Raw genomic sequence first — 23,896 nt, forward strand, 5'->3', positions numbered from 1 at the left:
TGTCTGCTTTTTTAGTCAGGTAGTTTTTCTAACCACTGCTCAATTTTCTGCGTAATAACCTCATCTTGATCATCGTCTGAATAGTCATCATAAATCGCTTCAAGCTCGAAGGCAGTTCGCTTGGACACCGCAAGGATGTGACTATACTTACCACGCTGTTCTTTTACGGCAGAAAGTGTTCCTCTTGCTTCATGGGCACGAGTATCGTCTAAGACGAACATCTCGATGTTGTCGTTACAAGAATATGCTTCATAAGGACGGTACACGACTTCATACCGTCGATGTTCTTTTGGTAATCGGTTCGCGAGCGATGTGAATGTATTCTCGGACATGGTCACATAAGCAATCCGCTTTTCCTCGCGAACAGCTGATGAATAGCGGACGACACGATTTCGGCCATCACGTTTTGCTTTATATAACGCCTCATCTGCATATGCACACCACTCACCAAGCGTATAACCAGTCTGACAAACTCGAGTGTATCCAATTGATACCGTGACGTGATGATCGTATGGGAATTCCATCTCTTCAATCCGTGCACGGACACGCTCTAACACTGATTCGACGATTGCTCGGTCTGATACGTTCAAGAGGATTAAAAATTCTTCTCCTCCGTAACGGATGAGTTCATCACTCGAACGAATCGCGTGTCGAATTTCTTCCGATACACGATGAAGAACGTCATCTCCGTAAGAATGACCGAACGTGTCGTTCAATTGTTTGAAGTGGTCGATATCGAGGAGAGCGACGGCAAAGCTCTCGCCTGAACGTTCTAATCTCGAGATGAAGCGAGAGAACGTTGCCTTTAAATATTTACGGTTGAACGCTCCGGTCAGTTCATCAACAAGCAATGCTTTTGAAACTAAACGAGACTTTTCGATATGTAGCCCAAGTCGGACTAATCGCTCCTCCATCGGTACCCACGATTCCCAATAATCATCGAATCCATAGGAATAGGCAGCGAGTCGATAATGCTCATTCGTTCCGATGACGATGAGCGGAACGTATAATTTTCTCATCTTGCTCACAAACGATTGGATATCTCGCTCTTTAAACTGTGGCCATAGTTCGACATCCATGATGATCGCCTTCGGAACGTCCTCATAGTCATACTCGACTGCTTCTTCGAGTGTTTGCAAGAAGACAGGACGTGCCCCGAGCTTCTCTACGCGCGACTTATAGCGGCTGAATGTCGAAAAGCTTGCAGATAAAATGAGAACGAGGTCCTCTTCTTCTTGTTCGATTCCTAGAACCGTGTGAATGTAACGTTTCACAGGAGAGATTAAAGTCATCGCCTCTGCTTGTGTGAGGACGTTAGGCAACTCCTTCGCATCAGACTCGACACGACTAAAGATTTCTAGAAGATGCATCAAACGTCGTTGTCGTACTTCCTTCTTCATCCAATCAAGTAGAAACTCGATATCTGTTTTAGGAATTTGCCTAGACTCTGATATTTTTTTCAAAATCATATGTATACGCTCAGTGAGTTGACCTTGCTCCATATCCGTCCCCCCTATGTTCGTACTCCCCGAATTCTCTTATGTTTCGATTATGCGACTTATTAAGTTAAAATACAACTATTTCCTTATTTATTTTCTATTGTTTTACATATACATAGGTCTTATGCCCTAAAAAAGACATACAAAAAGCGGTCCTACGACCGCCTTCTGTTATTTTTTCACTTTTAAGTTCGGTGACGTCATCTCTTCCGGGCGAATCCATTGATTGAATTGTTCTTCTGTCAATAAACCGGTTTCCAACGCCGCTTCTTTTAGAGAAGTACCATTTTTGTGTGCCAATTTGGCAATTTTCGCTGCATTCTCATATCCAATATGCGGGTTGAGCGCAGTGACGAGCATGAGCGACTGCTCAACGTTACGAGAAATCACGTCTTGATTCGGCTCGATGCCGACCGCACAATGGTCGTTGAATGAATGCAAGCTGTCAGTCAATAGACGACATGTTTGCAAGAAGTTATACATGATGACCGGTTTAAAGACATTCAACTCAAAGTTTCCTTGGCTCGCCCCGAAACCAATCGTCGCATCATTACCGAGTACTTGTGCGGCAACCATTGTGAGTGCCTCACTTTGTGTCGGATTGACTTTCCCTGGCATGATCGAACTTCCTGGCTCATTTTCAGGAATCGTGATTTCACCGATTCCCGCACGTGGACCCGATGCCAACCAACGCACGTCGTTCGCAATCTTCATTGCATCCATCGCTAACGCTTTTAAAGCACCATGTGTAAAGACGAGTTGATCGTGACTTGTGAGAGCGTGGAACTTATTCACGGCCGTCACGAATGGCTTACCTGTTTCTTCAGAAATCTTCTTCGCCACGACATCCCCGAAATCTGGATGGGCGTTGATTCCCGTTCCGACAGCTGTTCCACCGAGAGCAAGCTCAGTCAGTGGTTCAATTGTCCGTTCGATCATTTGTTTTGAGAGTTCAAGCATACGTACCCAACCACTGATCTCCTGTCCGAGCGTAACGGGTGTCGCATCTTGAAGGTGTGTCCGTCCAATCTTAACGATGTCCATATATGCTTCTGCTTTTTGCGAAAGTGTTTGGTAAAGAGAATCGATTGCCGGCAATACGTCATCTTGTACCGAAAGAATGGCAGCAATGTGCATCGCTGTCGGATACGTATCATTTGAACTCTGCGATTTGTTGACGTCATCATTTGGATGAATCGTGATCGATTGATTGCGTACATTCAATTTTTCATTAGCGATATGCGCAATCACCTCGTTTACGTTCATGTTTGATTGAGTACCAGATCCCGTTTGCCAGACGACGAGTGGAAATTCGGCGTCATGCTTTCCTGCTAGAATCTCATCCGCTACTTCCGCGATGATTTCAGCTTTCTCTTCTTCGAGTACCCCGAGCTCAGCATTGGCAAGAGCAGCACCTTTTTTCAAAATGGCAAAGGCATATACAATCTCAAGCGGCATCTTCTCTGCACCAATCTTAAAGTTTTCAAGACTACGCTGTGTTTGAGCTCCCCATTTCGCTGTAGCTGGAACTTTAATTTCCCCCATTGTATCCCGTTCGATACGATAATCCATGCTAAATTCCCCCTCTATAGTTGACTACGCTTTCATTTTAGCGAAAAACCATCTAAAAAGAAATGACTCAATCCAAAAAGCGACCAAGAATGATCTTAGTCGCTTACTTTGTTCCATTCAACGCCTCACGCGCAATCACATCCGCACGATTTTCCGCGCGCGGAATCCATTTCAAAAAGACGTTTGGTAAATCATCATACGCAATCAATGCTTTCAGAAAGAGCGGTTTCGCCGATGCATCTTTCATGAAACGTTGCTCCAATGCACGAACAATCACTTCAGCATCAGAGTAGAGCATAAATGACGTCTCCCCTTGTATCTTATGCGCCTGTTCAAGCGCATAGGCACAAGCCGCTAGCTCCGCATGGACAGTCGATAGACCTTGCATTTGGTGCTTATACGTCGAGACCTTACCGTCTGATGACTTGATCCAGACACCAATCCCGTTCTCACCAGATGTCTGGTTTGTTGCTGCGTCAAAATAAATGTGAACCAAATCGATACGCCTCCCAGTCCGTATTAATCGGAGCATGGATATCAATCTGTGACAGACGTTTAGATAAGAGTGCAATCTCTTCATGTCCGTCCAATTTTTTTGCAAATTTCTGGTGTGGTGCCTCTAGCGTTTCATTCTGCACATGCAAGTACAGTGTTTCAACTGTATCGTAATGTTGAATCAGGATTGTCGCCGTCTTCGGACCGATGCCGCGGACGCCAGGGATATTATCCGAAGAATCACCTTGCAACGCTTTCACGTCGACAAACTGATACGGTTTCACGCCATACATCGACTCAAACAAACTTTCATTGACGAGTTGCTCCTCACCTTTTTTCGGCATGATTTGGAACACGTTCGGTGACAACAATTGCAACAAGTCACGGTCAGAGGAATAGAGATACGATTCTCCAGGAAACGCCGTCGCAACGGCTCCCATCAAGTCGTCTGCCTCATACCCGGTCAACTCTGACTGTAAAATTCCTCGTTCGTCTAATGCTGCTCTTAATTTGACATAATCTTCAAAGAGCGGTTCCGGCAGTCCGTTGCGCGTCGCTTTATATTCAGGATACAACGCGTAACGATGAGTAGACTCTCTTGTCCCGTCCCAAAAGAAGGCGATATGTGAAAAGTCTGTCGTCCAAGCATCAACTTTTCGAAGTAATCCTTTCACCGTCACGTCCGGGTCGAGTGCCCGTCGACGCTCAGTCGCAAAATAATAGCGTGACAATAAGTTAAATCCGTCAACTAGAATAAGTTTCATCCTGCTCCACCTCGCATGCTTTTAATCCTCGTGCCAACGCTTCGGCATCTATTTCCTTCCCAATCCAGACGAATACCGAACGGTCTCCTTCATGTAACTCATTCGCAAAGGTCGCGCCCATGAGCTGATTCGTTGCTTGAATGACGAATTTTCGATTCTCGTCTTTTAGTCGGACGATGGCTTTCATCCGATAAATCGAATCCTCATAATGCATCAGTACCTCACGCACGTACCTTGTCACACGCTCACGCGAGAGCGGACGATCTGCATTCAAGGTGATGGCTCGAAGTGATGAGACGGATGCAGTCGCTTCTGTCAGTCGACTCAATTGTTCTTCATCGACTCGTGAAAGTTGGAATGTATTTTCAAGTAGTTCGTAGTCGCCTTCCGTTTGAATCGTTTCCACGATACGGACGGTCGGATTGATTTGAGTAATCTGTTCACGGGCATCATGCAATTGTTCTACCGAGACCAAATCCGTCTTGTTCAATAAAATTAAATCTGCATAAGCAATTTGATGGATGCCTTCCTTAAACAGTTCGCGTTCCATTTGGCTGGCATCGACGACAGTCAAGATGGCATTCATCTTAAAATGTTGACGTAAGTACTCATCATAATAGATTGTCTGGATAATTGGTGCCGGATCGGCAACACCAGTCGTTTCGATGATGATGCGATCGAAGGTTTCCTGTTTTGCAACGAGTTGATAAAACGTCTTACTCAAATCATTTTGAATCGAACAACAAATGCATCCATTCGAAAGTTCGATTTGCTCTTGATCCATCTTTACAATCAACTGTTCATCGATATTGACCGCCCCAAGTTCGTTGACGATCAAACAAATCTTTTCATCCGTCGCAGCGAGTAGACGATTCATATACGTCGTCTTTCCTGCTCCTAAAAATCCGGTCACTAATTGTACGGGAATCATAATACCACCCTTTTCTTACAAATCTTCGTGTGCGCGAGCCCATTTCTCATAGCGCGCGTCTAGTAAATCGATCAAATGAAGCATCCACGCTTCTGTCGTCATCGGTAAAACACTCGAGCCCCATTCACGTTTCCCGTGATGCGATAAGATCATATGCCAAACCCGATGATGCACATCAATCGGCAAGCGAACGGATGTACGGCGCAGCGTTTCCTCGAATAACAGGCCACCATACGGCATATGCCCAATCAATGTTCCGATCGGGTTGATGGAGATGCCAGTCGTCTCACTTGTCCCTTCGACAGGCGATAATTTCTCAAAACGGTTCGGACTCGACAAGAGGTGGCTGTATTCATATATTTTTCCAATGTCATGGAAGAGGATCCCTAGTGCAAGCTCATCCCAATTTAACGGTTCTTTTCGTTCTGCTATTGCTTCACAGGCCGCATACAATGATTCGAACGTCCCTTTATAAGCTTGTTCGATTTTAACACCGTTCATCGTATTCCAAAGGTCAACTTTATGCAACTGCTCGGCTTCTTTAATCACACGGAATACCATCGCCAAATAGTCGTCCTGTTCCTGAATCCGATATCCGAGACGTAACATGCAAACGGTATGCTTCAGCAATCCTCCAGCGTAATTATGATGATGGTAAAGTGCAGCTGGTGATAGTACGAAATCATCCCAAACGAAATCAAGGAGGCCATAGGCGATCTGTTGATAGGTCGGTGACAACGTATCGATTATGCTGAACAATTCATCTGCAAACTGTTCCATCGTCTCATCACCCGGTAATCCCGGAAGTAAAGAAATCGCTTCATCTTTTGAAATCGGATGAACTCGATCAATCGTGATTGATTTTGCACCGTCCGGTTTTGGATAGACATCGATTTTCCCAGACAATTCGATGACGCCTGATTCATAGATCGGGAGTAGCTCACTTTCATTTCCACGGAGCCAATGCTTCGCACGCATCATTCCGTTCGCCGTCGTGACAGTTAATTGAAGCCACTTCGCTCCATTTTTTCCTTCTCTGACTTCGACCGTACTGACGAGTGCTTTCGTCTGGACGGGAGCTCCATCTGCTAGCTGATCTAATCGCTCTTTCGATTTTTCGACTTTCGGTATTTGAAATCTTTCATGGTTCGTTGATGAACCGATGACCGGATTAATTTGTTGATAATAGTTCATGAACATTCCCTCCTCGCATCTTCTGACATTGTATCGTGTTTCCGTTCATTAGGCGAACATACTTTCTAGTAGGGTCCCGATTTCACATTCATTATATTGAAAGCGCTTACGATTATTGGTACGATAAAGGTAGTTCTACAAAGGGGGAAACGATAATGATTTCATTAATCGACACGTATGAACGTTTCATCGCCTCAGGGGAAGCGACACGTTATGCAAAAGAGCAACAATCCATCGAACATATTTTACAAGCATCTAGTTGTCCGGTAGAGATCAAGGACTTAGAACAGTCCCTCACTCATCTTTCCGGTAATCCATATGCAAAAGATGAGTCACTCGACAAAATCGTCGAGCACGAGATGAAAGGGGCAATGGCCGCACTCGAACTGTCCGGTTATCCGCTTCAGACTCCACTTGCGAAGGCAGTCATCTTATCCTCTTTCGCCCGTACGAATCGTCTTAACATTGATAAATTAAAAGAATTGAGCCATGCTGACTTACTTGTCCGGATTCAATCGTCAGAGCGCGCATGGAAGCGAACATATACGCTGTTACACCGTTCGACGCCGACACAAATTTGTGGACAAATGGATTCACTCCTCGGTGGGTGTGCCATCCAGCGCGTTTTGGAGGCAATCAAACAACCTGGAACGACAAAAACAGCATAAGAAAAGGAGCGGTCCCCGTGCCGCTCCTTTTCTTATGCTTATCCTTCTGTTACTTCGACTGCGTCTGGTTCATACAACGTCACGTTACGTGCCGGTGAAAATGTCGAAATCGCATGCTTATAAATCAATTGTTGACGACCTTCCGATTCAACGATGACGGTAAAGTTATCAAACGATTTGATGACACCTCGAATTTGAAACCCGCTCACTAAAAAGACGGTCGTTGGTACCATTTCTTTTCGGAGTTGATTCAAAAAATGATCTTGAATGTTGTAACTTGCTTTCATGCTGGATTCCCCCTAGTCTTTATCTCTTTAAAATAATCGGAATTTTCGAAAAAACCCCTCTACATCATCATAAATATTTTTATATGATAGTTCAAATGATTTTCGCCCCATATCGACCCAAATTCCATCAAATTGATGCCGGAACCACGTCAACTGTCTCTTTGCGAACTGTCTTGTATGTTGTTTCAGTAAGTCTGTCGCCCGATCTTTCGAGATGTCGCCCTCTACATATGGAATGATTTCTTTATATCCAATGGCCCGCATCGCTTGCGTATCTCGATATCCTTCAGCAATCAAACGTTCTACTTCTTCGACAAGCCCAGCTTCCATCATCGCGTCGACTCGTTGATTGATGCGGTCATATAAAAGTTCACGGTCTGCGTGTAGGATGAACAGTCGGTAATCATAATGTTCTGAAGGAGCACTGTCTGTCGTCTGCGTATCTCCTTGCATCGCTACTTCGAGCGCTCGGACAACGCGACGGACGTTATTCGGATGAATTGTCGCTGCACGTTCTGGATCGAGTTTTGCCAATCTTTGATGAAGCGCTTCAGGTCCCTCCACTTCTGCCATTCGTTCAAGTTCAGCACGCAGCTCCTCATCAACAGGTCGTTCCACAAATTCATAATCATATAAAATCGAACGAATGTATAAACCTGTCCCCCCGACAATAATCGGTAGCTTGCCACGGGCATAAATATCATCGATGGCAGCACGCGCCAACTGTTGAAATGCCGCCACACTCATTGCATCATCCGGGTCACAAATATCAATCAAATGATGCGGGATTCCTTCGGCTTCCTCTTTTGTTACTTTTGCCGAACCGATGTCCATGCCGCGGTACACTTGAACGGAATCACCCGAGACGACCTCGCCGTCGAACGCTTTTGCCAGTTCGATGCCCGTCTTCGTTTTTCCAACCGCGGTTGGTCCGACGATGACGACGACAGGTGTTTTTTTCATACATCTCACTCCTCAATTAAAAACCCGTCTCCTTACGAGACGGGTCATCAAATTCTTCTTTTTATTCTATCATCAAATACGACGGCAAACAGCATCCAACCACATAAAAGTAATCCGAGTAATAATACAAGTCCATCACTCATCTGCTTTCGCCTCCTTTAGCTTCATCATTCCCATTTTTCACATTTTAGACACAAAATAGATGCGAAAAAAGCACACTCATGAAGAGTGCGCCAACCAAGAACAAATATGTATAGAAGAAACTACTAATCAATCTTTACCTTCTGAACCAATCCCAAAAATGAGCACCTTGAGCGACAATCAAATAGTCGAGCCACCGTATATAATCCATCGGAAGTTTTTCCATGTCATCTTCGTAAGTCAAAAATTCACCGACCCAAATGTAGTTTTCATGTTCGTTGACAATTTCGCACACAATCCATTCCCCATCCATACCGGTACCTATGGGAATGAAACGATCAGGACACTCCCATACATCACGATATTCGATGATTTCATCTACAGAAAGGAGTTGGATTCCCCCCCATATGCCGGGTGGACAAATAGTCGTGCGCCATTATGCATTTTCAAAAAGTGCATCATGTCCTCAGGTGTTCTTATTGGTAATCGTTTGATTTCAAGTTCTGTCGCAGGCTGATTGAAGAAAAATAATAAAGTCTCAATCTCTCCCTCTTCCCTCTGTACTTCTAATCGATTGTCTACAAGTCGACTTTTCAATGCTTTCAAGGCTTCCAATCCATACCCCTCTTTCTGCGTAACATTTTCTCTTTAAAATAGTATATAACAAACTATTTCACGCTATACAAAAAGGTCATCTGATGTGATAAAACTTCACCAGATGACCTTCTATGATTTTTTTATAGTATTAAGCCACTTCCACTGCCTGTTTCGTTCGTTTGACCGAAACGATGAAGTAGAGTATTGCTGTCCCACTCGCTGCCCACCAGATGATGTCGTATAATCCGTTCATGAGTCCGGCCATCCCAATCATCGCAGGAACGATCAGAGTCAACCACGACAATACGAGAGCGACACGTGCCGTGATGGCCTCGTTCGGTTTGCCAAGACCCATCCCGAAAAAGAAGAGTCCCCATAAAAGTGACCAGAAAAACCATGTCAACGCTCCCATTGGATCGGCTGCTGCAATCGCTATTACCCCATAAAATGCGGCTGCGATAGAAACGAATAATGAGAACCAGCCGACGCCACGTCCGTCTAAGTTCAAAATAAACGTCACACCAACGTATAAATAAGTGAACGCGAACAGATAGATGCTTGCAAGACCGAACTGTTCTTCAGGACTTGCCCCAATCAGTAACCATGTTGCGATAAACGTTTGCAAGATTCCAGTGAACAAACTGAAAACACCAGCACTCTTCATGTCAACCTTCCCGAGAAGGACGAGACTATTTAAAAATAGCGCGACGCCACCAAATAATAAACTTACGTTACCCACACTCATTACCCCTTTTGTACAGATGTCTGACCTCTATTCTACTGTATCACTTTAGCTTGAATTCGCTTTCAGTGCAAGGGGATTTTTGATTGTTCACGAGAACGTCATCCGTTATTCATTTTCAAGCATTTGAATCGCTTCATCGATACGTTCTTGCTCTTCTTCTGAAAACGTCGGATATTGTGGATCAATTCGTTCGAGGACATCGATCATAACGGAAGAAATGATGTAACGACTGTACCACTCATCATCGGCCGGCAAGATATACCATGGAGAAACGTCTGTTGATGTGTGCGTGATCATCTCTTCGAATATCTTTTGATAATCATCCCAATATTGACGCTCTTCCACATCGCTAAATGAGAATTCCCAATTTTTTTTAGGATCTTTCAATCGTTCAAGCAAACGATCGCGCTGTTTTTCCTTCGAAACGTTGAAGAAGAACTTGATGACTTCAAACCCGTTCTCTTTTAAATACAATTCGTAATCGTTAATTTGGCGATATCGCATCTCCCACACTTTATCTTGATCAACCTCATCCGGAAGTACCTCGTCCCCTAACAAGTCATGAACTCGAGGCGCAATCACTTCTTCATAATGCGAACGATTCAAGATTCCGACTTGACCGCGCTCTGGCAATAAATCGTGCATTCGCCATAGGTAGTCATGTTTTTTCTCCGTATCAGACGGTTTCTGAAATGCATTCGTCTTTAATCCTTGGGCGTTCAAATTTGAAAAGATATAGCTGATCGCCTCGTCTTTCCCGCCTGCATCAAGTGCTTGCAAGACGACGACGATACCGGTCTTGCTCTCGGCATATAGTCTCCAATGCAGTTCTTTCAACCGTTCCACACTATTCGGAATCAGTTCATCGGTCAATTCCGAATCATCAGGTCGATCGTCAACACGGGTAGAATAATCCGTTAATTGAACTTGAGTGCTCGCTGCGGCCATATATTTTTTTAGATTCATCTTGGTTCTCCTTTTCACTTAGCATTCCAATTTGATTTACCCCAAATCGACACAAAAAATCCTTTCCGAAACAATTCGGAAAGGATTTCTTAAATTGATTCTTAGTAGATTCCGACAGCATCAAATGATTTCGCAGCCGATACCGCTTGTGGGCTTGTCGCACCGTAAAGATCTTTCGCCGATTGAACGACAGCTTGACGGAGGCTTGAGAAGTTTGATGTTGGCGTCAAGTAAACATTGAGCGCACGGTAGTAGATGTCACCCATCTCCATGACTCCTACACCTTGCACAGATACGCCGTAATGCGATCCACCGTTACCTAAGAGGTATGCCGCTTTGTTCACGATACCTGAGTTGATGTGAACTCCACCATTGTCTTGTGTTCCTGTGTAACGTTTCGAGTAGTGATCTGGATCTCCATATGCAGCCGGGTTCGACATTGAACGAAGTCCGTCTCCTGCCACTCCTGGAGTGTAGATGTCTTCCCCTACCAACCAGTCGAAGTTAGTTCCGACACTGTATTCCGCAACTGTACCTAAGATATCAGACACCGCTTCGTTGATGGCACCCGACTCGTTTTGATAGATCAATCCTGCCGTATACTCTGTGACCGCGTGTGTCAATTCGTGCGCGACAACATCAAGTGCGCCAGAGAGGTATGTGAACGTCTGACCATCTCCGTCACCATATACCATCTTGCTTCCGTCCCAGAATGCGTTGTTGTAGCTACGGCTATAGTGAACCGTCGAGTTAAGGGCCGCACCAGCGTTATCGTAACTGTTTCGTCCATATGTGTTCTTATAGAAATCATACGTCTTCGTCGCGTTGACGTGTGCCGAAACTGCTGCACGGTCATACGTCGTATTTAAGACGTTATCGACGTCAGCCCATAGCGAACCTGGAAGTCTTGTACGGTTCCCGGCATCGTATGTGTAGATCCCTTTTCCACGTGTTGAATCCTGTAAATAGTAGTATGAACCACTCTTTGTCGTTTTGAACGTCTGACTGTATCCAAGAACATCGATTCCTGTTCCTGTATATGTAGTTCCTGTCACACCGTTCGTCGGTTTAGCGTGTGCCAATTGATCGAATTTGTTAAGAACTTCTCCAGTACCCGCATCGATGAAGTATGTCCAACGTGACGGTTCTTCCGCGTCTAAAATGGTTCCGGTCACTTGATACGCGTATACAGATTTTTCACCAGATGGATAAACGACCAATTCAGCTTCTGGTTCAAGCTCGTAAGCCCCTTTATGTCCGACAAGCTCTTTATAGCTTGCGATGGCTTTCTTTTCGCTCAATTTGATTGACTTATGTAGATTCTTCACCGATTTCGCATCGTCTACGACTGTCTTCAATTGTCCATCTTCGTCCACCACACCGACAACAACACCACCGAATACTGGCACTCCGTCGACAGTCTGTTGTAATTTGACGACTTTACCGAGTTTGTCTGACTTCGATTCGATCGTTTTGAACTCACCTTTTGATTTTACGTACTCTTTGACGATTGTCGTCGGAGCACTTTCAGATGGTTTCGTCAACGTACCTGACTTCAATTCTGCCGCCCCGACCAATTGTGGTACGAGTAGGACACCTGCGATTAATGATGTAGATACAACTTTTTTCATGTGTTTACCTCCTTTGTGATGATTCTTACTTTACACAGTTTCCCACAAACAATGTATCCAACTTTTTAATTATTTTGACAATTCTAAATATTGAGTATATAGAACTAATTTGTTCTTATTCATAATCATTTAGTCATTAAAAAAAGTGCCACCCAGGAGGGGGGCACTATAAATATTAATATACATCTTTTTGCGTGAAGTGATAAAACGCATACGCCAGAGCGGCCATTGACCAGATGAGAATGATGAGTAACGAAAATGGTAACGTCATCCCCTCAATCGGAGGGGCTTGTCCCTCCAAATAGGTATGAAGGCCGAAGTTGACGTTCACCAGGTATTTCGAGCTATCCCAATTTGAGCCGAGTGATGTCAAAAGTGGTCCGGAAATGAGGACGGCCATCATGATGCCGATTCCAGTTGCCGTATTTTTCACCAGCACCGAGATCATGAGAGAAATTGTACCGACAGCAGCCACGACAAGCCACGATAGCCCCATCGACATGAGCAAGTACTCCCACATTGGCAACGTATGAACGAAATCGGTCGAGAATGTGCCGGTCGGTGACGCTTGGAATCCTGTCAAGATCGGAGCTGTCCACCCGTCCCAACCGAGAACAATCCCCGATATGGCATAACTGACGACGGCAGTCACAAATATTAAGATCGACGTGTATAAAAGCGTCGTCAGCCATTTGGCAAGCAAGATTTTATAACGCCGGACCGGTCGGGACAGCAGCGTCTTGATTGTCCCATCATTATGTTCCCCACTAATGATATCTGCCATCAACACGATAATAAAGAGCGGTAGCACGAGCGTCGTACCTTGTGAAAAGAAGACGCGCATGAACGTAGGGGCACCCGGATAGCTCGGGTTGATGTCATTATCTAAATAGTATTGGTTCTGTTGGACTCGAAACTCAAGGATTTGTCGGAACTCGTCCTGCACGTTCGCAGAAGCGAGTCGGTTCTGTGTATCGATAATCTCTTGCTGAAGGTCGACACGCCAGTCGATCGTCCCTTGTTCTTCACGTTGTTTCTCGATTTGACGATAGTTCGCGTATGTGAACATCGAGACGAGAACAATCAAGATGATGGAAACGACCATCAATCTGCGCTTCCGATGAATTTTAAGTACTTCGTTCCGAATGAGTCCGAGCATGGATGGATTAGGCAATATGATCACCACCCGTTAATGTAATGAAGAGATCTTCTAGCGTCTGCACTCGGCGTTCGAGTCCGAAAACGTCAACATCTCGTTCCATTAAGTATCGATTCAACTTCGCTGTCTCCTCGACGTTCATCGAGATTCGAATCGTCCTTTCATCGATCACGTCCGCCTGATCAATGCCCTCGTAACCTTGAACGATTGGTAACACTTCAAAGCTATTGGTGACATGCAAATCGACCGTCGAAGCAAGTTCCTCAATTAAGGCTTGAACTGTGCCCACTTTGACAATCTTCCCTCTCGACATGATGGCAACGCGGTCCGCCAACAATTCAATCTCCGCTAAGATGTGACTCGAGACGAGAACACTGAGTCCAGTCTCTTCAACGAGTCGACGAATAAATAGTCGTAAATCTCGAATCCCCATCGGATCAAGACCATTCGTCGGCTCATCTAAAATGAGGACACGTGGATTGTTCAATAACGCCTGAGCAATCCCGAGCCGCTGACGCATCCCGAGCGAGTACGTCTTCACTTTGTCATCGATTCGAGCGGTCAAATCGACGAGGTCAATCACTTCTTGAATCCTTTTGTCATCCACACCAGGCAACATGCGCGCGAACGCTTCTAAATTCTCACGTCCGGATAAGAATTTATACAGTTCTGGATTCTCGACGATGGCTCCAATTTGATTCATCGCTTGAACGAATTGCTTGTCGACTCGATAGCCACAAATGGAAACATTTCCTTTCGTCGGTTTAATCAAACCAACAATCATCCGAATCGTAGTCGTCTTCCCGGCCCCGTTCGGTCCTAAAAAACCGAATACTTCTCCTGGATTGACTTCTAGCGAAATATTATCGATGATTGTCTTCTTTCCAATCACTTTTGTCAGTTGATGTAACTTTAACGTCGGTTCCATTGTCTCACCTCTTTTCTTATTCTATCGGACAAAATCGAATCTGTCCTATTCGAACATTCACATAGGGCACATCCATACATTTTTGATATGATGTTTGTATAGAAAGCGAGGTCAGCCCATGAAACAGTCGAAATGGTATGCATTTTTAACTGGCGCCGTTCTCTTGACGGGAATCGCGTTATACGGTCTTTGGATTGGTTATCAAGATATCGTTAATCCGCCAGAACGAACACTGTCCGTCTCTGAAGACGAGCGTCCTGAACCAGAAGGAGATATCTACGTCGCGCTTGGCGATTCGTTGACTCGCGGAGTCGGGTCGACATCAGGCGCAGGATATGTACAACCTGTCAGCGAAGGTTTGGAAGATGAATCGCTCCGTACCCAAAACTTAGCCGTTTCTGGGGCACGAACTGAAGATTTACTCGCTCAACTTGAGCAACCTGAAGTGCGTCGCACGATTGAGAACGCCCGATATATCACACTAACCATCGGCGGAAACGATTTGTTCAACCGTGGGGAAAACGTCGATAATTTCGAGTCTGTCGACATTCAACAAGTCGTTACGGATGCGAAGACAAACCTCGAAACGATTTTTTCTGAGATCCGTGCGCTCAACGACTCGGCGACCATCGTCTATATCGGTCTTTACAATCCGTTCCAAAATGATGAGAACGGGCAAGCATTCAATCAACTCATCCTCGACTGGAACGCATCCGCGAAACAGTTGGCGAACGCGCAAAACATTGATGTAATCGATCCATTCGCTTATATCTCTGACTTATCACGTGATCTCGCGACCGATCAATTTCATCCGAGTGACCGTACGTATGAAAAATTCGCGAATGATGTACTCTTCGTTCTCGAATAAACAAAATCCTCGTCAACATAAGCTGACGAGGATATTTTTATTTTTCGTATCGAACGACCCACTGTTCTCCATGTTTCATGAGACCAGTCCCTCGCCAACCTGTCTGTAGCAACTCAACTTGTTTCATCTGATTTTCCATCGGCACATCCATCGCTTCTGAAGTAGGTTGCCATGTGCGATGTAACTCCTTATAAAAAATATAACGGAGTTTTCCACCATACTTTTCTTTCAATGCCCCGATTCGGAGTCCGAGCGTGAACTTATCTTTCATGCTCGGAATATTGAACGGTGCGACGGTCGCGCAGACGACATCGAATCGGTCGTCGGTCTCGCACTGTGCCATCAATAGTTTCCCTAAGTGTGTCTGTAGCCCGTATCCCCTGAAATCTGGATGGACGTTCGTCACTTCTTGATAGAGAACACGCTCAAGCGAAGCGTCAGGCCAACCGATATCTCGACCTAAATGTTCGTCGTCAATTGGTGGGATGAGCATGGCTCTGAATGCAATGAGACGTCCTTCATGTATTGCTCCAACCAACGTTTGATCCGTCAACAGTTTCGTGAACTCTTCAATGGATAACGACTGATAGTGCTCTGGTTCAGCCAATGCCTGAATCACCGTTTCCTGAAGAGACAATAGTTCAGGTAAATCTGACAAGCTCAGAACGTGCACGTGAAGCGAAAGATCTTTCACGTCACCTTGCCACATGCGACTCTTCTCCAATCACATATGAATCAATCGTCAGTTCACGTAGAACGTCTTCATCGACGTCAATTCCGAGACCAGGTTGATCATTTAATGAGATAATCGGTAAATCATATGATAAGTTTCCGACATCTTTCCCGAACCGGAGAGGTCCTGTCAGTTCGACCGTTTTTACGATGTGACTAGAGAAAGCGACATGGAAACCTGCACTTGATGCAATCGAAGATTCGACCATTGACCCGATCTGACATTCAATTCCAGACATTTCGGCCATATGCACCAACTTTTTCGCCGGATAAATGCCGCCACACTTCATCAATTTAATGTTTGCTTTATGTGCCGCCTGCATCATCGTCAAGCGTCTCATATCGTGAATGTCTTTCAACCCTTCATCCATCATGAGCGGAACCGCAATTTTTTGCTTCACTTCCAGCATGCCTTCAAAATCATCTGCTCGAACCGGTTGTTCCACCCAATCGATTCCATATGGCTCGAGCAGACGCATCGCCTGAACGGTGTTGGCCGCGTTGACCCATCCTTGATTGACATCGACTCGAATCGGAACATCCGGTCCTACCGCTTCTCTTACGGCTTTGACACGTGCCACGTCCGTTTGCACATCGACCCCGACTTTCATCTTCACGGCCGTGTAGCCTTGATTGATTTGTTCGAGTGCCTCTTGTGCCATATGACTTGGTTCCCCGATACTTAAGACGTGTGTGACCGGGAATGACTCATGGTACCGACCACCAATCCATTCATAGATCGGTTGATTTAATTTTTTCCCGATCAAGTCATGACAAGCGATATCGAGTGCCGCTTTTGCTGCCGGGACCCCGCGAATTGCACGATCCATCTCATCATGAATGCGCTCTAAGTGCAACGGATTTTTTCCGATTAATAGCGGTGCTAACAAATGACGGAGTACACTGATCGTACTCTCAGCCGACTCACCCGTCACATGCTCGTCCGCCACCGCTTCCCCATAACCGACAAGTCCACAAGTCGTGGTCATCTTGACAATGACAGACGGCATATCATCGTAACGATGATAACTGACGATAAACGGAACTTTTAACGGGAAACGAACTGAGAAAATTTCAATCTTTTTTATATTCATTTTCCTCACTCCTTTACTTCGATTGCGCTTTCCTCTATATTGTCGTTATATAGTCGTTAAATTGCAAGGGGGATTTTCAGATGTCCATCCATATCGCTGTCGTCGGTTCGCCAGCTTTCATTCAACAAATAATTAAAGATTCTTCTTTACCGGATGTCCGGATTGAAGGGTTTCCTTATGATGACCCACGCGAGGCGGAAGACATCGCTGATCAACTCGTGTTTTTTGACGGAGCTTTCTTCTCCGGTTCATTTCCGTATACGTACGCGACCGAGAAGGCGAACATTCCATATGCTCATCACGTTGTTCAAGATGATGTCGTGTTATTGACTTCACTCTTATATATGACGTTAACACAACACGTGCGATTAGAAGACATCTCGATCGATCTCGTTGACATGTCCCGACTGGAATCGATATTCGCATCATTTCCAAATCATGTACCCTCATCACAAGTAAAGCTACTCCACCCCCATATGAATCTTGAAGACTTGATTGCCTTTCATGAACAGCTGCAAGAAAGCGGGACGACACGATTTGCTTTGACGAGTGTGGAGCAAGTCCACCGTCGATTGATCAGTAGCGGTTATGCTAGTCAACTCATGATCGAACCAAAGGAGAGAATTCTCTACCATTTCAATGATTTTCTACAACAGATTCGATTGAAAAAGTCAGACCAATCACAATTCGCTGTCCTCTTCTACTCGAATGCGAATGAAGACACGCTTCAACATGTGACAAATCAACAGTTGTTCGACGGCAAATTGATGGACTCCGACGAAGAAGGTATCGTCCTTTTATCGAATAAAGGAAAAATCGAGTCCGCCATCTCCAGTGGAATCATCCTATTGGAAAATTCGTCTGCATACGTCGGTATCGGGTATGGATCAGATTATAAACGCGCACTCGAACATGCTCGTTTAGCCTTTCATACAACAGGCGATGCCGCTATACGAATCGTCGACGATTCGAAGCGATTAACGTTCTCAAATCAACCGTCACCGATTCATTTCCGCGTCACGCAAACACGTGTCTATAACATGATGAAACAAACCGGCATGAGTCCGACCAATATCGAAAAGATCATTCACTTCTCAGCTAATCAACTCGAATTCACAGCGAAAGAGTTGACCGATTATTTGCAGGTGACTCGACGTACGACAGAGCGACTGATTAAAAAGTTAGTCGAAGCGAAACTCATCCATGCGATTGGTGAAGAGATGAGCTACAGTCAGGGTCGACCTCGCAACGTCTATAAATTTCAATTCCCGGTCGAATGACGACCGGGAATTCTTGTTTTACTGTGCCGCCTGTTCAGCGACAGGTTCTTCTTGTTGAATGACCGCCATGCGTTCAATCGTATATCCAGTAAAGGCATACAGAATCGAAATAACCGGTACGATGAAGTTTAAGACGGCGTATGGCGCATATTCGAACGCCCCGACACCGAGCGTACCGAGGATGAATACCCCGCACGTGTTCCACGGAATAAATACCGACGTCAATGTTCCACCGTCTTCGAGTGCACGGGATAGATTCTTCGATTGCAGCCCCATTTTCTCATAAGCCCCGGCAAACATGCGTGACGGGACAACAATTGAGATGTACTGCTCCGAGCAAGTCGCATTTGTCGCAATCCCTGCTAAAATCGTTGAAGCAATCAACGAACCTGCTGTTTTCGCTAACTTCAGAATTTGATTCATGATTGATTGAAGCATTCCTGAATATTCTAATATTCCTCCGAACGTCATCGCAACGATCGTCATCGATACCGTATACATCATCGCATCAAGACCGCCTCGGCTGAAGAGGTTATCAACCAATTCATTTCCCGTATCAATGACATAGCCACTTTGGAGAGCGCCTACGCTGTCCGCGAGCGTGCCCCCTTGGATGAACACTTGAGCCAAGAAGCCAAGTGCGATTCCGACGACGAGTGCAGGAATCGCCGGCACCTTCTTCGCGACGAGTAAAATGACCGCGAGCGGTACGACGAGTAACCATGGAGAGATGACAAAGCTGTCTTCAAGAATACTGAGTGTCTGTGTGATTTCTGACGAGTCCGTCGTCGAATCCGCAAACCGTCTACCGAGCCATGCGTATACACCTAACGCAATGATTAGTCCTGGAATCGTCGTATATAACATGTGTCGGATATGTACGAATAGATTCGTATGTGTTAAACCTGCCGCCAAGTTTGTCGTATCTGACAATGGTGACATCTTATCCCCGAAATAAGCACCAGAGATGACGGCCCCCGCAACCATCGGCGCTGGTATCCCCATACTCAGCCCGATGCCCATCCCCGCTACACCAATCGTTCCCATCGTCGACCAGGAGCTCCCGATTGAGAGCGCGACGACCGCACAGATGAGACAAATCGTTAAAAGAAAGTATGCGGGTGAGATGATTTTCAATCCGAAATAAATCATCGTCGCGACAATTCCTCCCCCGATCCATGCCCCGATTGTCAACCCGACGAGAATGATGATGACGACTGCCGGCAAGGCGAGACGAATTCCTTTATACATCATCTCTTCAATCTCTTTCCACTTAAACCCGTGGCGCCATGCAACGATCGAGGCGACTGCCGTCCCGACGATAAGCGGGATATGTGGTCCTTGTCCGAGCTGGACGATTGAGATGAGCATGACGACGATCATCACACCGAGCGGTAATAGTGCCCACCCCAATTTCATGTCTTGCTTGTTCCCCGTTGTTTCCATGTAACTTCCTCCCCTATAGCGAAAATTCAGAATTGTCGTTATATTGTCGCTAATAACGTTATGATAGCGCTTACACTTGTTTGATGCAATAAAAAAATGAGTGGACAGACATCTGTCTATCCCACTCATCGATTCTTATGTGGCGGCGATACGGAGGGCATCCGCAAGAAGTAGTGCCCCATCTTCTAGCGCATCACGGTCAAATGTCATATGCGGATGATGGAGACCTGGCCCTAAATCAGCCCCGATTCCAATCATCGTCGCATCAAGCGTCGGTTTCTCAACGGTATAAAAATGAAAGTCATCGCTACCTGACGTGACGATCCGTTCGACAAGAGCCGACTCACCAAATCGTTCTTCAATCGCTCGTTTGGCGATTTGGCTCGAACGTTCCCCGACGACGGCTCCAGGTGTGAAGTCCTGCCATTCCCACTGCAGTTTTACGCGATGAAGTTGACCGACTTGAAGTAACATGTCTTCGACACGATTACGCAACTCGAACAATTCTTCATTTTGTTGAGCACGAACGTCAATCGAGAACGTCGCATTTCCCGGAATGATGTTCATATTGTCGCTCCCGGCGTGGACTTTCGTCAATTTGACGGAATGCGGCTCAAACGGAGATAAATAAATGCTTTTTAGCATGTGTTGAATCGTAAAGATGACGTCGAGTGCGTTCTGTCCTTGATGCGGTCTTGCACCGTGGGCATCATCACCGAGCACCTCTCCCTTTAAGAAAAAGGCTGCCCCATGCTGAATCGCTGCCGTATATTGCCCTTTTTTCAACTCTTCTTGTGGACGTAAATGAATTCCGAAAAGTTGGGTCACGTCTTCTAACGCGCCTCGCTCAATCATAGCGAGCGACCCGTTCCCTTGCTCTTCAGCAGGTTGGAAAATAAAACGAATGCGTTTCTGTAGCGTTTCGTCCTTCAACTGCTCGAGGGCGCCGAGCACCATGCTGATGTTCGCGTCGTGTCCACATGAATGATTCGCTTGAAACGTTCCGTCCACTTGTTGCCATAACGCATCGATATCGGCTCGGACCGCGATCACGTCTTCACCCGATCCGATCTCTGCGATCACCCCGGTCACATCCTCAAACGTCCGATGTGGAATCGACCAGTCTGATAAGATTGATGCGATTGTTCGAGTCGTCTCGACTTCTTTCCAACTGATTTCTGGATGAGCATGGAAATGCTCAAACCACTTGATTACGCTTGTCATATGTATCTCCACACCTTTATATTTTTTTGACGCCTTTGATGAGGACCCACTGTAAAGGCAATCGACTCCATGTGATCCATTTCGGGATGACTTTCCCACCGATTCTAGATGGCTTCACGGCCATATTGATATTTGCAGGGAAGACAGCGATAAAGAATGCCGGTAGCGTCCGTTTCACGAACGACGTTCCTTTGTTCAGTAATAGCATCGCCCCGAAGACAACTTCAACGACTCCGCTCAGTTGTACCATCAATCGACGGAACGGCCAAGACTTCGGAATAATCGACATGAACGCCTTTTCTCTGACAAAATGTAAAATCCCTGCCCCGAATAGTAACACCCCATATAAATTTCGAACCATATCTCATCCTCCTTTTGTATAAGCATAGCAAAAAAGGCGGGCATATTGCCCACCTTTTACAGTGCAGAACCGTTTGCATTTTGAATCTCGACTTGAACCGTCTCTGTTTTTCCGTCACGGACATATTCGATGTCGACTGTTCCATCTGTATCCCGGATCAATTCACTACGGAGATCGATGAACGAGCTGACTTCTTTGTCATTGATTTTCACGATGACGTCACGCGCTTCAAGACCCGCTTTCGCAGCTGAACTATTTTGTTGGACTTCCACGATAATCGTTCCAGCCGTTACCGATTCAGGCAGGTTGATTTGTTCCGTCAAGTAACCTGGAGGGAACTCTGACACATCACGTAGCGAGACGCCGAGCGAAGGATGGTTCACTTCTCCCGTTTGTTCGATTTGATTGATGAGTGGAAGGGCGATGTCGACTGGAATTGAGAATCCGACTCCCTCGACTTCTGCCGTTGCAATCTTCATCGAGTTGATTCCGACGAGTTGTCCTTCTTCATTGATTAATGCACCGCCCGAGTTACCTGGGTTGATGGCTGCATCCGTTTGAATGACCTCAGCGTTGAAGTCGGCTTGACCGTTCTCATCCGTATCCACCGGTACGAGACGTGACGTCGATGAGACGACACCACGCGTCACCGAGTTCTCGAATTGTCCGAGCGGATTCCCGATCGCGATGACGGTTTGACCTGGTTTCAATTCGCTCGATTTTCCGATTGAGATGACAGCTGGTACTTTGTCAGCATCAACTTTTAAGACCGCCAAGTCATACGTCGCGTCACTTCCCATGAGCGTTGCTTCTGCTGTCGTTCCGTCATTAAACGTGACCGTCAGCTTGTCTGCCCCATTGACAACGTGATGGTTCGTTGCGATAAATGCCGAGTCGCCTTCTTTTTTGTAGATGACCCCTGAACCGACTCCAGCCTCGACCGCTTCACTCGAGAAGCCGGTTTGGGCGAAGTTGTTCACGGTCACGACGGCAGGTTGAGCAGTCGCGACGGCATTCGTGACTGAAGAATCGGACACGTTTGATGACGTTTGGACCGGAGTCCCTTGTGAGGTCACGTTCGTGTCACTCACACTCGTAGCGGGTTGGTCGATGAACGGGTAAGCGATTGCGCCCGTCAGCAATGCCCCGATGATCCCACCGACAAGTCCTGGGAACATACGGCTGACGAATGACGGTTTTGATTGTGTTCGTACTTTTGCTTCTTCTCGGTTGGATGAACCGAGTTCTGTATCTAACCAATCTTTTTGTTGCTCTGATTCATGTAATTGATCGCGTTCATTTGATTGATCGTGACGATCCATAATGATTCATCTCCTCTGTGTTATCTTCTACCCTTACTATAACGAAGAGGAACACTCATTTATAAAATGATAAATGAATTACAAGATTCTTCACATTTTGCGTCATTTCATTCAGACAATCACATTTCTTAGCGTACCGAGGCCTTGAATCGTCACTTCGACGGTGTCTCCCGTTTGAAGATAGGTCGGTGGTGTCATGCCATGACCGACTCCGGCTGGCGTACCTGTTGCGATGATGTCGCCTGCTTCGAGCGTCATGCCTTTCGATAACGTACGAATAAGCTCATCAATCGGGCGAATCATATCAGCCGTCGTCCCGTCTTGGCGCGTCTCACCGTTGACATCCGTTCTGATTCGGAGTGGAAACTGTAGCTCGTCCGGTGTCACGATGAATGGTCCCATCGGACAGAACGTATCGAGCGACTTCCCACGGAAAAATTGAACATGTTCTTTTTGCACGTCTCGTGCCGTCACGTCATTTAGAATCGTGTATCCAAAAATGTGTTCCTCGACCGATTCGATGTCTCGTCCCGACTTACCGATGATGACAGCGAGTTCGCCTTCGTAGTCTAATTTGTCCGTCAAATCCGGATGCCGCTCAATGACCGCTTCCGGACCGATCACCGAAGTCGGCGCTTTCGTGAAAATGACAAGTTTTCCCGCTCCTGCTGTATCCATCTCTTTCACGTGTTCTTCGTAGTTCTTCCCGATACAAATCACGTTTTTCAAAGGACGATACGGGGCGAGCAATTTCACATCCGTCAATCGGTATGACGGCGCCACGTCCAAATCAATATCTGGTTCGAACTCACGGGCAATCACTTCTAATAAATTTGTCGTATGTACTTGATTGCTAACATCGAAGACAAAATCGCCCTCGACAATCCCCACTCGTTGTTCTTCCTGCATGTCAAAACTACACCATTTCATCAAAAATCCCCCTTTTTCATCATTATACAAAAAATCGAGACATGTCTGCCTCGATTACACTTTGTGTGAACTACTCGCCACTTATTTGCTTCACAAATG

At 45.9% G+C, this 23,896-nt stretch carries 23 protein-coding genes; 3 read left to right on the plus strand and 20 right to left on the minus strand.

Annotated elements, in window-relative coordinates; all coding sequences use genetic code 11:
• Positions 1-11 precede the first annotated feature (11 nt).
• From KNO87_RS09320 to KNO87_RS09345, 6 genes are all read right to left on the minus strand, one after another.
• The gene (locus KNO87_RS09320) at positions 12-1,502 is read right to left on the minus strand and encodes a GGDEF domain-containing protein (protein ID WP_214795314.1); all 1,491 of its coding nucleotides are present in this window, start codon (positions 1,500-1,502) and stop codon (positions 12-14) included.
• Between the two features lie 168 nt (positions 1,503-1,670).
• Positions 1,671-3,071 carry a class II fumarate hydratase gene (gene fumC, locus KNO87_RS09325; RefSeq protein ID WP_214795316.1) on the minus strand — a complete coding sequence of 467 codons (1,401 nt, stop codon included), beginning with the start codon at positions 3,069-3,071 and terminating at the stop codon, positions 1,671-1,673.
• Positions 3,072-3,174: 103 nt separating this feature from the next.
• The gene (locus KNO87_RS09330) at positions 3,175-3,567 is read right to left on the minus strand and encodes a reverse transcriptase-like protein (RefSeq protein WP_214795318.1); all 393 of its coding nucleotides are present in this window, start codon (positions 3,565-3,567) and stop codon (positions 3,175-3,177) included.
• A complete protein-coding gene (locus tag KNO87_RS09335; protein WP_214788381.1) occupies positions 3,548-4,330 on the minus strand; it encodes a 5'-3' exonuclease in 783 nt (260 codons plus the stop codon). Before KNO87_RS09335 ends, KNO87_RS09330 begins: the two co-directional genes overlap by 20 nt.
• On the minus strand, positions 4,311-5,261 hold the full coding sequence (locus tag KNO87_RS09340) for a CobW family GTP-binding protein (RefSeq protein WP_214795321.1): 951 nt from the start codon (positions 5,259-5,261) through the stop codon (positions 4,311-4,313). Before KNO87_RS09340 ends, KNO87_RS09335 begins: the two co-directional genes overlap by 20 nt.
• Positions 5,262-5,276: 15 nt before the next feature.
• Positions 5,277-6,455, minus strand: coding sequence for an HD domain-containing protein (locus tag KNO87_RS09345; protein WP_214795323.1), 1,179 nt, complete (start codon positions 6,453-6,455; stop codon positions 5,277-5,279).
• 155 nt (positions 6,456-6,610) lie between these two features.
• Here KNO87_RS09345 and KNO87_RS09350 point away from each other — a divergent pair, with 155 nt between their 5' ends.
• Positions 6,611-7,123 (plus strand): hypothetical protein, encoded by a 513-nt coding sequence (locus tag KNO87_RS09350; protein WP_214788390.1) that lies wholly within the window; start codon positions 6,611-6,613, stop codon positions 7,121-7,123.
• A 38-nt stretch (positions 7,124-7,161) separates the two neighbouring features.
• Here the strand turns inward: KNO87_RS09350 and hfq are convergent, their stop codons facing one another.
• From hfq to KNO87_RS09385, 7 genes are all read right to left on the minus strand, one after another.
• Positions 7,162-7,410, minus strand: a complete 249-nt coding sequence (gene hfq, locus KNO87_RS09355) for an RNA chaperone Hfq (RefSeq protein ID WP_012726185.1) — start codon at positions 7,408-7,410, stop codon at positions 7,162-7,164.
• A gap of 27 nt (positions 7,411-7,437) precedes the next feature.
• The gene (gene miaA / locus KNO87_RS09360) at positions 7,438-8,373 is read right to left on the minus strand and encodes a tRNA (adenosine(37)-N6)-dimethylallyltransferase MiaA (protein ID WP_214795325.1); all 936 of its coding nucleotides are present in this window, start codon (positions 8,371-8,373) and stop codon (positions 7,438-7,440) included.
• Positions 8,374-9,259: 886 nt separating this feature from the next.
• Positions 9,260-9,850 (minus strand): AmiS/UreI family transporter, encoded by a 591-nt coding sequence (locus tag KNO87_RS09365; RefSeq protein ID WP_214795327.1) that lies wholly within the window; start codon positions 9,848-9,850, stop codon positions 9,260-9,262.
• 111 nt (positions 9,851-9,961) lie between these two features.
• Positions 9,962-10,822 carry a PPK2 family polyphosphate kinase gene (locus tag KNO87_RS09370; protein WP_214795329.1) on the minus strand — a complete coding sequence of 287 codons (861 nt, stop codon included), beginning with the start codon at positions 10,820-10,822 and terminating at the stop codon, positions 9,962-9,964.
• Between the two features lie 101 nt (positions 10,823-10,923).
• Positions 10,924-12,453: a M4 family metallopeptidase gene (locus KNO87_RS09375; protein WP_214795331.1), complete on the minus strand. Its 1,530-nt coding sequence runs from the start codon at positions 12,451-12,453 to the stop codon at positions 10,924-10,926.
• A gap of 175 nt (positions 12,454-12,628) precedes the next feature.
• Positions 12,629-13,627 carry an ABC transporter permease gene (locus tag KNO87_RS09380; RefSeq protein ID WP_251126595.1) on the minus strand — a complete coding sequence of 333 codons (999 nt, stop codon included), beginning with the start codon at positions 13,625-13,627 and terminating at the stop codon, positions 12,629-12,631.
• Entirely contained in the window at positions 13,620-14,540 is a 921-nt protein-coding gene (locus KNO87_RS09385) for an ABC transporter ATP-binding protein (RefSeq protein ID WP_214795333.1), read from the minus strand. Before KNO87_RS09385 ends, KNO87_RS09380 begins: the two co-directional genes overlap by 8 nt.
• A 118-nt stretch (positions 14,541-14,658) precedes the next feature.
• Between KNO87_RS09385 and KNO87_RS09390 the strand changes: the two genes are divergently transcribed.
• Entirely contained in the window at positions 14,659-15,408 is a 750-nt protein-coding gene (locus KNO87_RS09390; RefSeq protein ID WP_214795335.1) for a GDSL-type esterase/lipase family protein, read from the plus strand.
• 37 nt (positions 15,409-15,445) lie between these two features.
• Here KNO87_RS09390 and KNO87_RS09395 read toward each other — a convergent pair whose 3' ends face one another.
• Both KNO87_RS09395 and KNO87_RS09400 read right to left on the minus strand, forming a co-directional pair.
• Positions 15,446-16,117 (minus strand): hypothetical protein, encoded by a 672-nt coding sequence (locus KNO87_RS09395; protein ID WP_214795337.1) that lies wholly within the window; start codon positions 16,115-16,117, stop codon positions 15,446-15,448.
• On the minus strand, positions 16,104-17,234 hold the full coding sequence (locus KNO87_RS09400; RefSeq protein ID WP_214795339.1) for a mandelate racemase/muconate lactonizing enzyme family protein: 1,131 nt from the start codon (positions 17,232-17,234) through the stop codon (positions 16,104-16,106). Before KNO87_RS09400 ends, KNO87_RS09395 begins: the two co-directional genes overlap by 14 nt.
• Before the next feature lie 80 nt (positions 17,235-17,314).
• On the opposite strand from KNO87_RS09400, the gene KNO87_RS09405 reads away from it, so the two are divergent.
• Positions 17,315-18,514: a helix-turn-helix domain-containing protein gene (locus tag KNO87_RS09405; RefSeq protein WP_214795341.1), complete on the plus strand. Its 1,200-nt coding sequence runs from the start codon at positions 17,315-17,317 to the stop codon at positions 18,512-18,514.
• A gap of 18 nt (positions 18,515-18,532) precedes the next feature.
• Here KNO87_RS09405 and nhaC read toward each other — a convergent pair whose 3' ends face one another.
• From nhaC to KNO87_RS09430, 5 genes are all read right to left on the minus strand, one after another.
• A complete protein-coding gene (gene nhaC, locus KNO87_RS09410) occupies positions 18,533-19,933 on the minus strand; it encodes a Na+/H+ antiporter NhaC (protein WP_371816661.1) in 1,401 nt (466 codons plus the stop codon).
• A gap of 162 nt (positions 19,934-20,095) precedes the next feature.
• Entirely contained in the window at positions 20,096-21,184 is a 1,089-nt protein-coding gene (locus KNO87_RS09415) for an amidohydrolase (RefSeq protein WP_214795345.1), read from the minus strand.
• A 16-nt stretch (positions 21,185-21,200) separates the two neighbouring features.
• On the minus strand, positions 21,201-21,545 hold the full coding sequence (locus tag KNO87_RS09420) for a DoxX family protein (protein ID WP_214788420.1): 345 nt from the start codon (positions 21,543-21,545) through the stop codon (positions 21,201-21,203).
• A 56-nt stretch (positions 21,546-21,601) separates the two neighbouring features.
• Complete coding sequence (locus tag KNO87_RS09425; protein WP_214795347.1) at positions 21,602-22,867, minus strand: S1C family serine protease; 1,266 nt, start codon at positions 22,865-22,867, stop codon at positions 21,602-21,604.
• A gap of 111 nt (positions 22,868-22,978) precedes the next feature.
• Positions 22,979-23,797 (minus strand): fumarylacetoacetate hydrolase family protein, encoded by an 819-nt coding sequence (locus tag KNO87_RS09430; protein WP_214795349.1) that lies wholly within the window; start codon positions 23,795-23,797, stop codon positions 22,979-22,981.
• Positions 23,798-23,896 lie beyond the last annotated feature (99 nt).

It is taken from the genome of Exiguobacterium sp. s34 (genome assembly GCF_018617435.1).
Taxonomy (GTDB): domain Bacteria; phylum Bacillota; class Bacilli; order Exiguobacteriales; family Exiguobacteriaceae; genus Exiguobacterium; species Exiguobacterium aestuarii.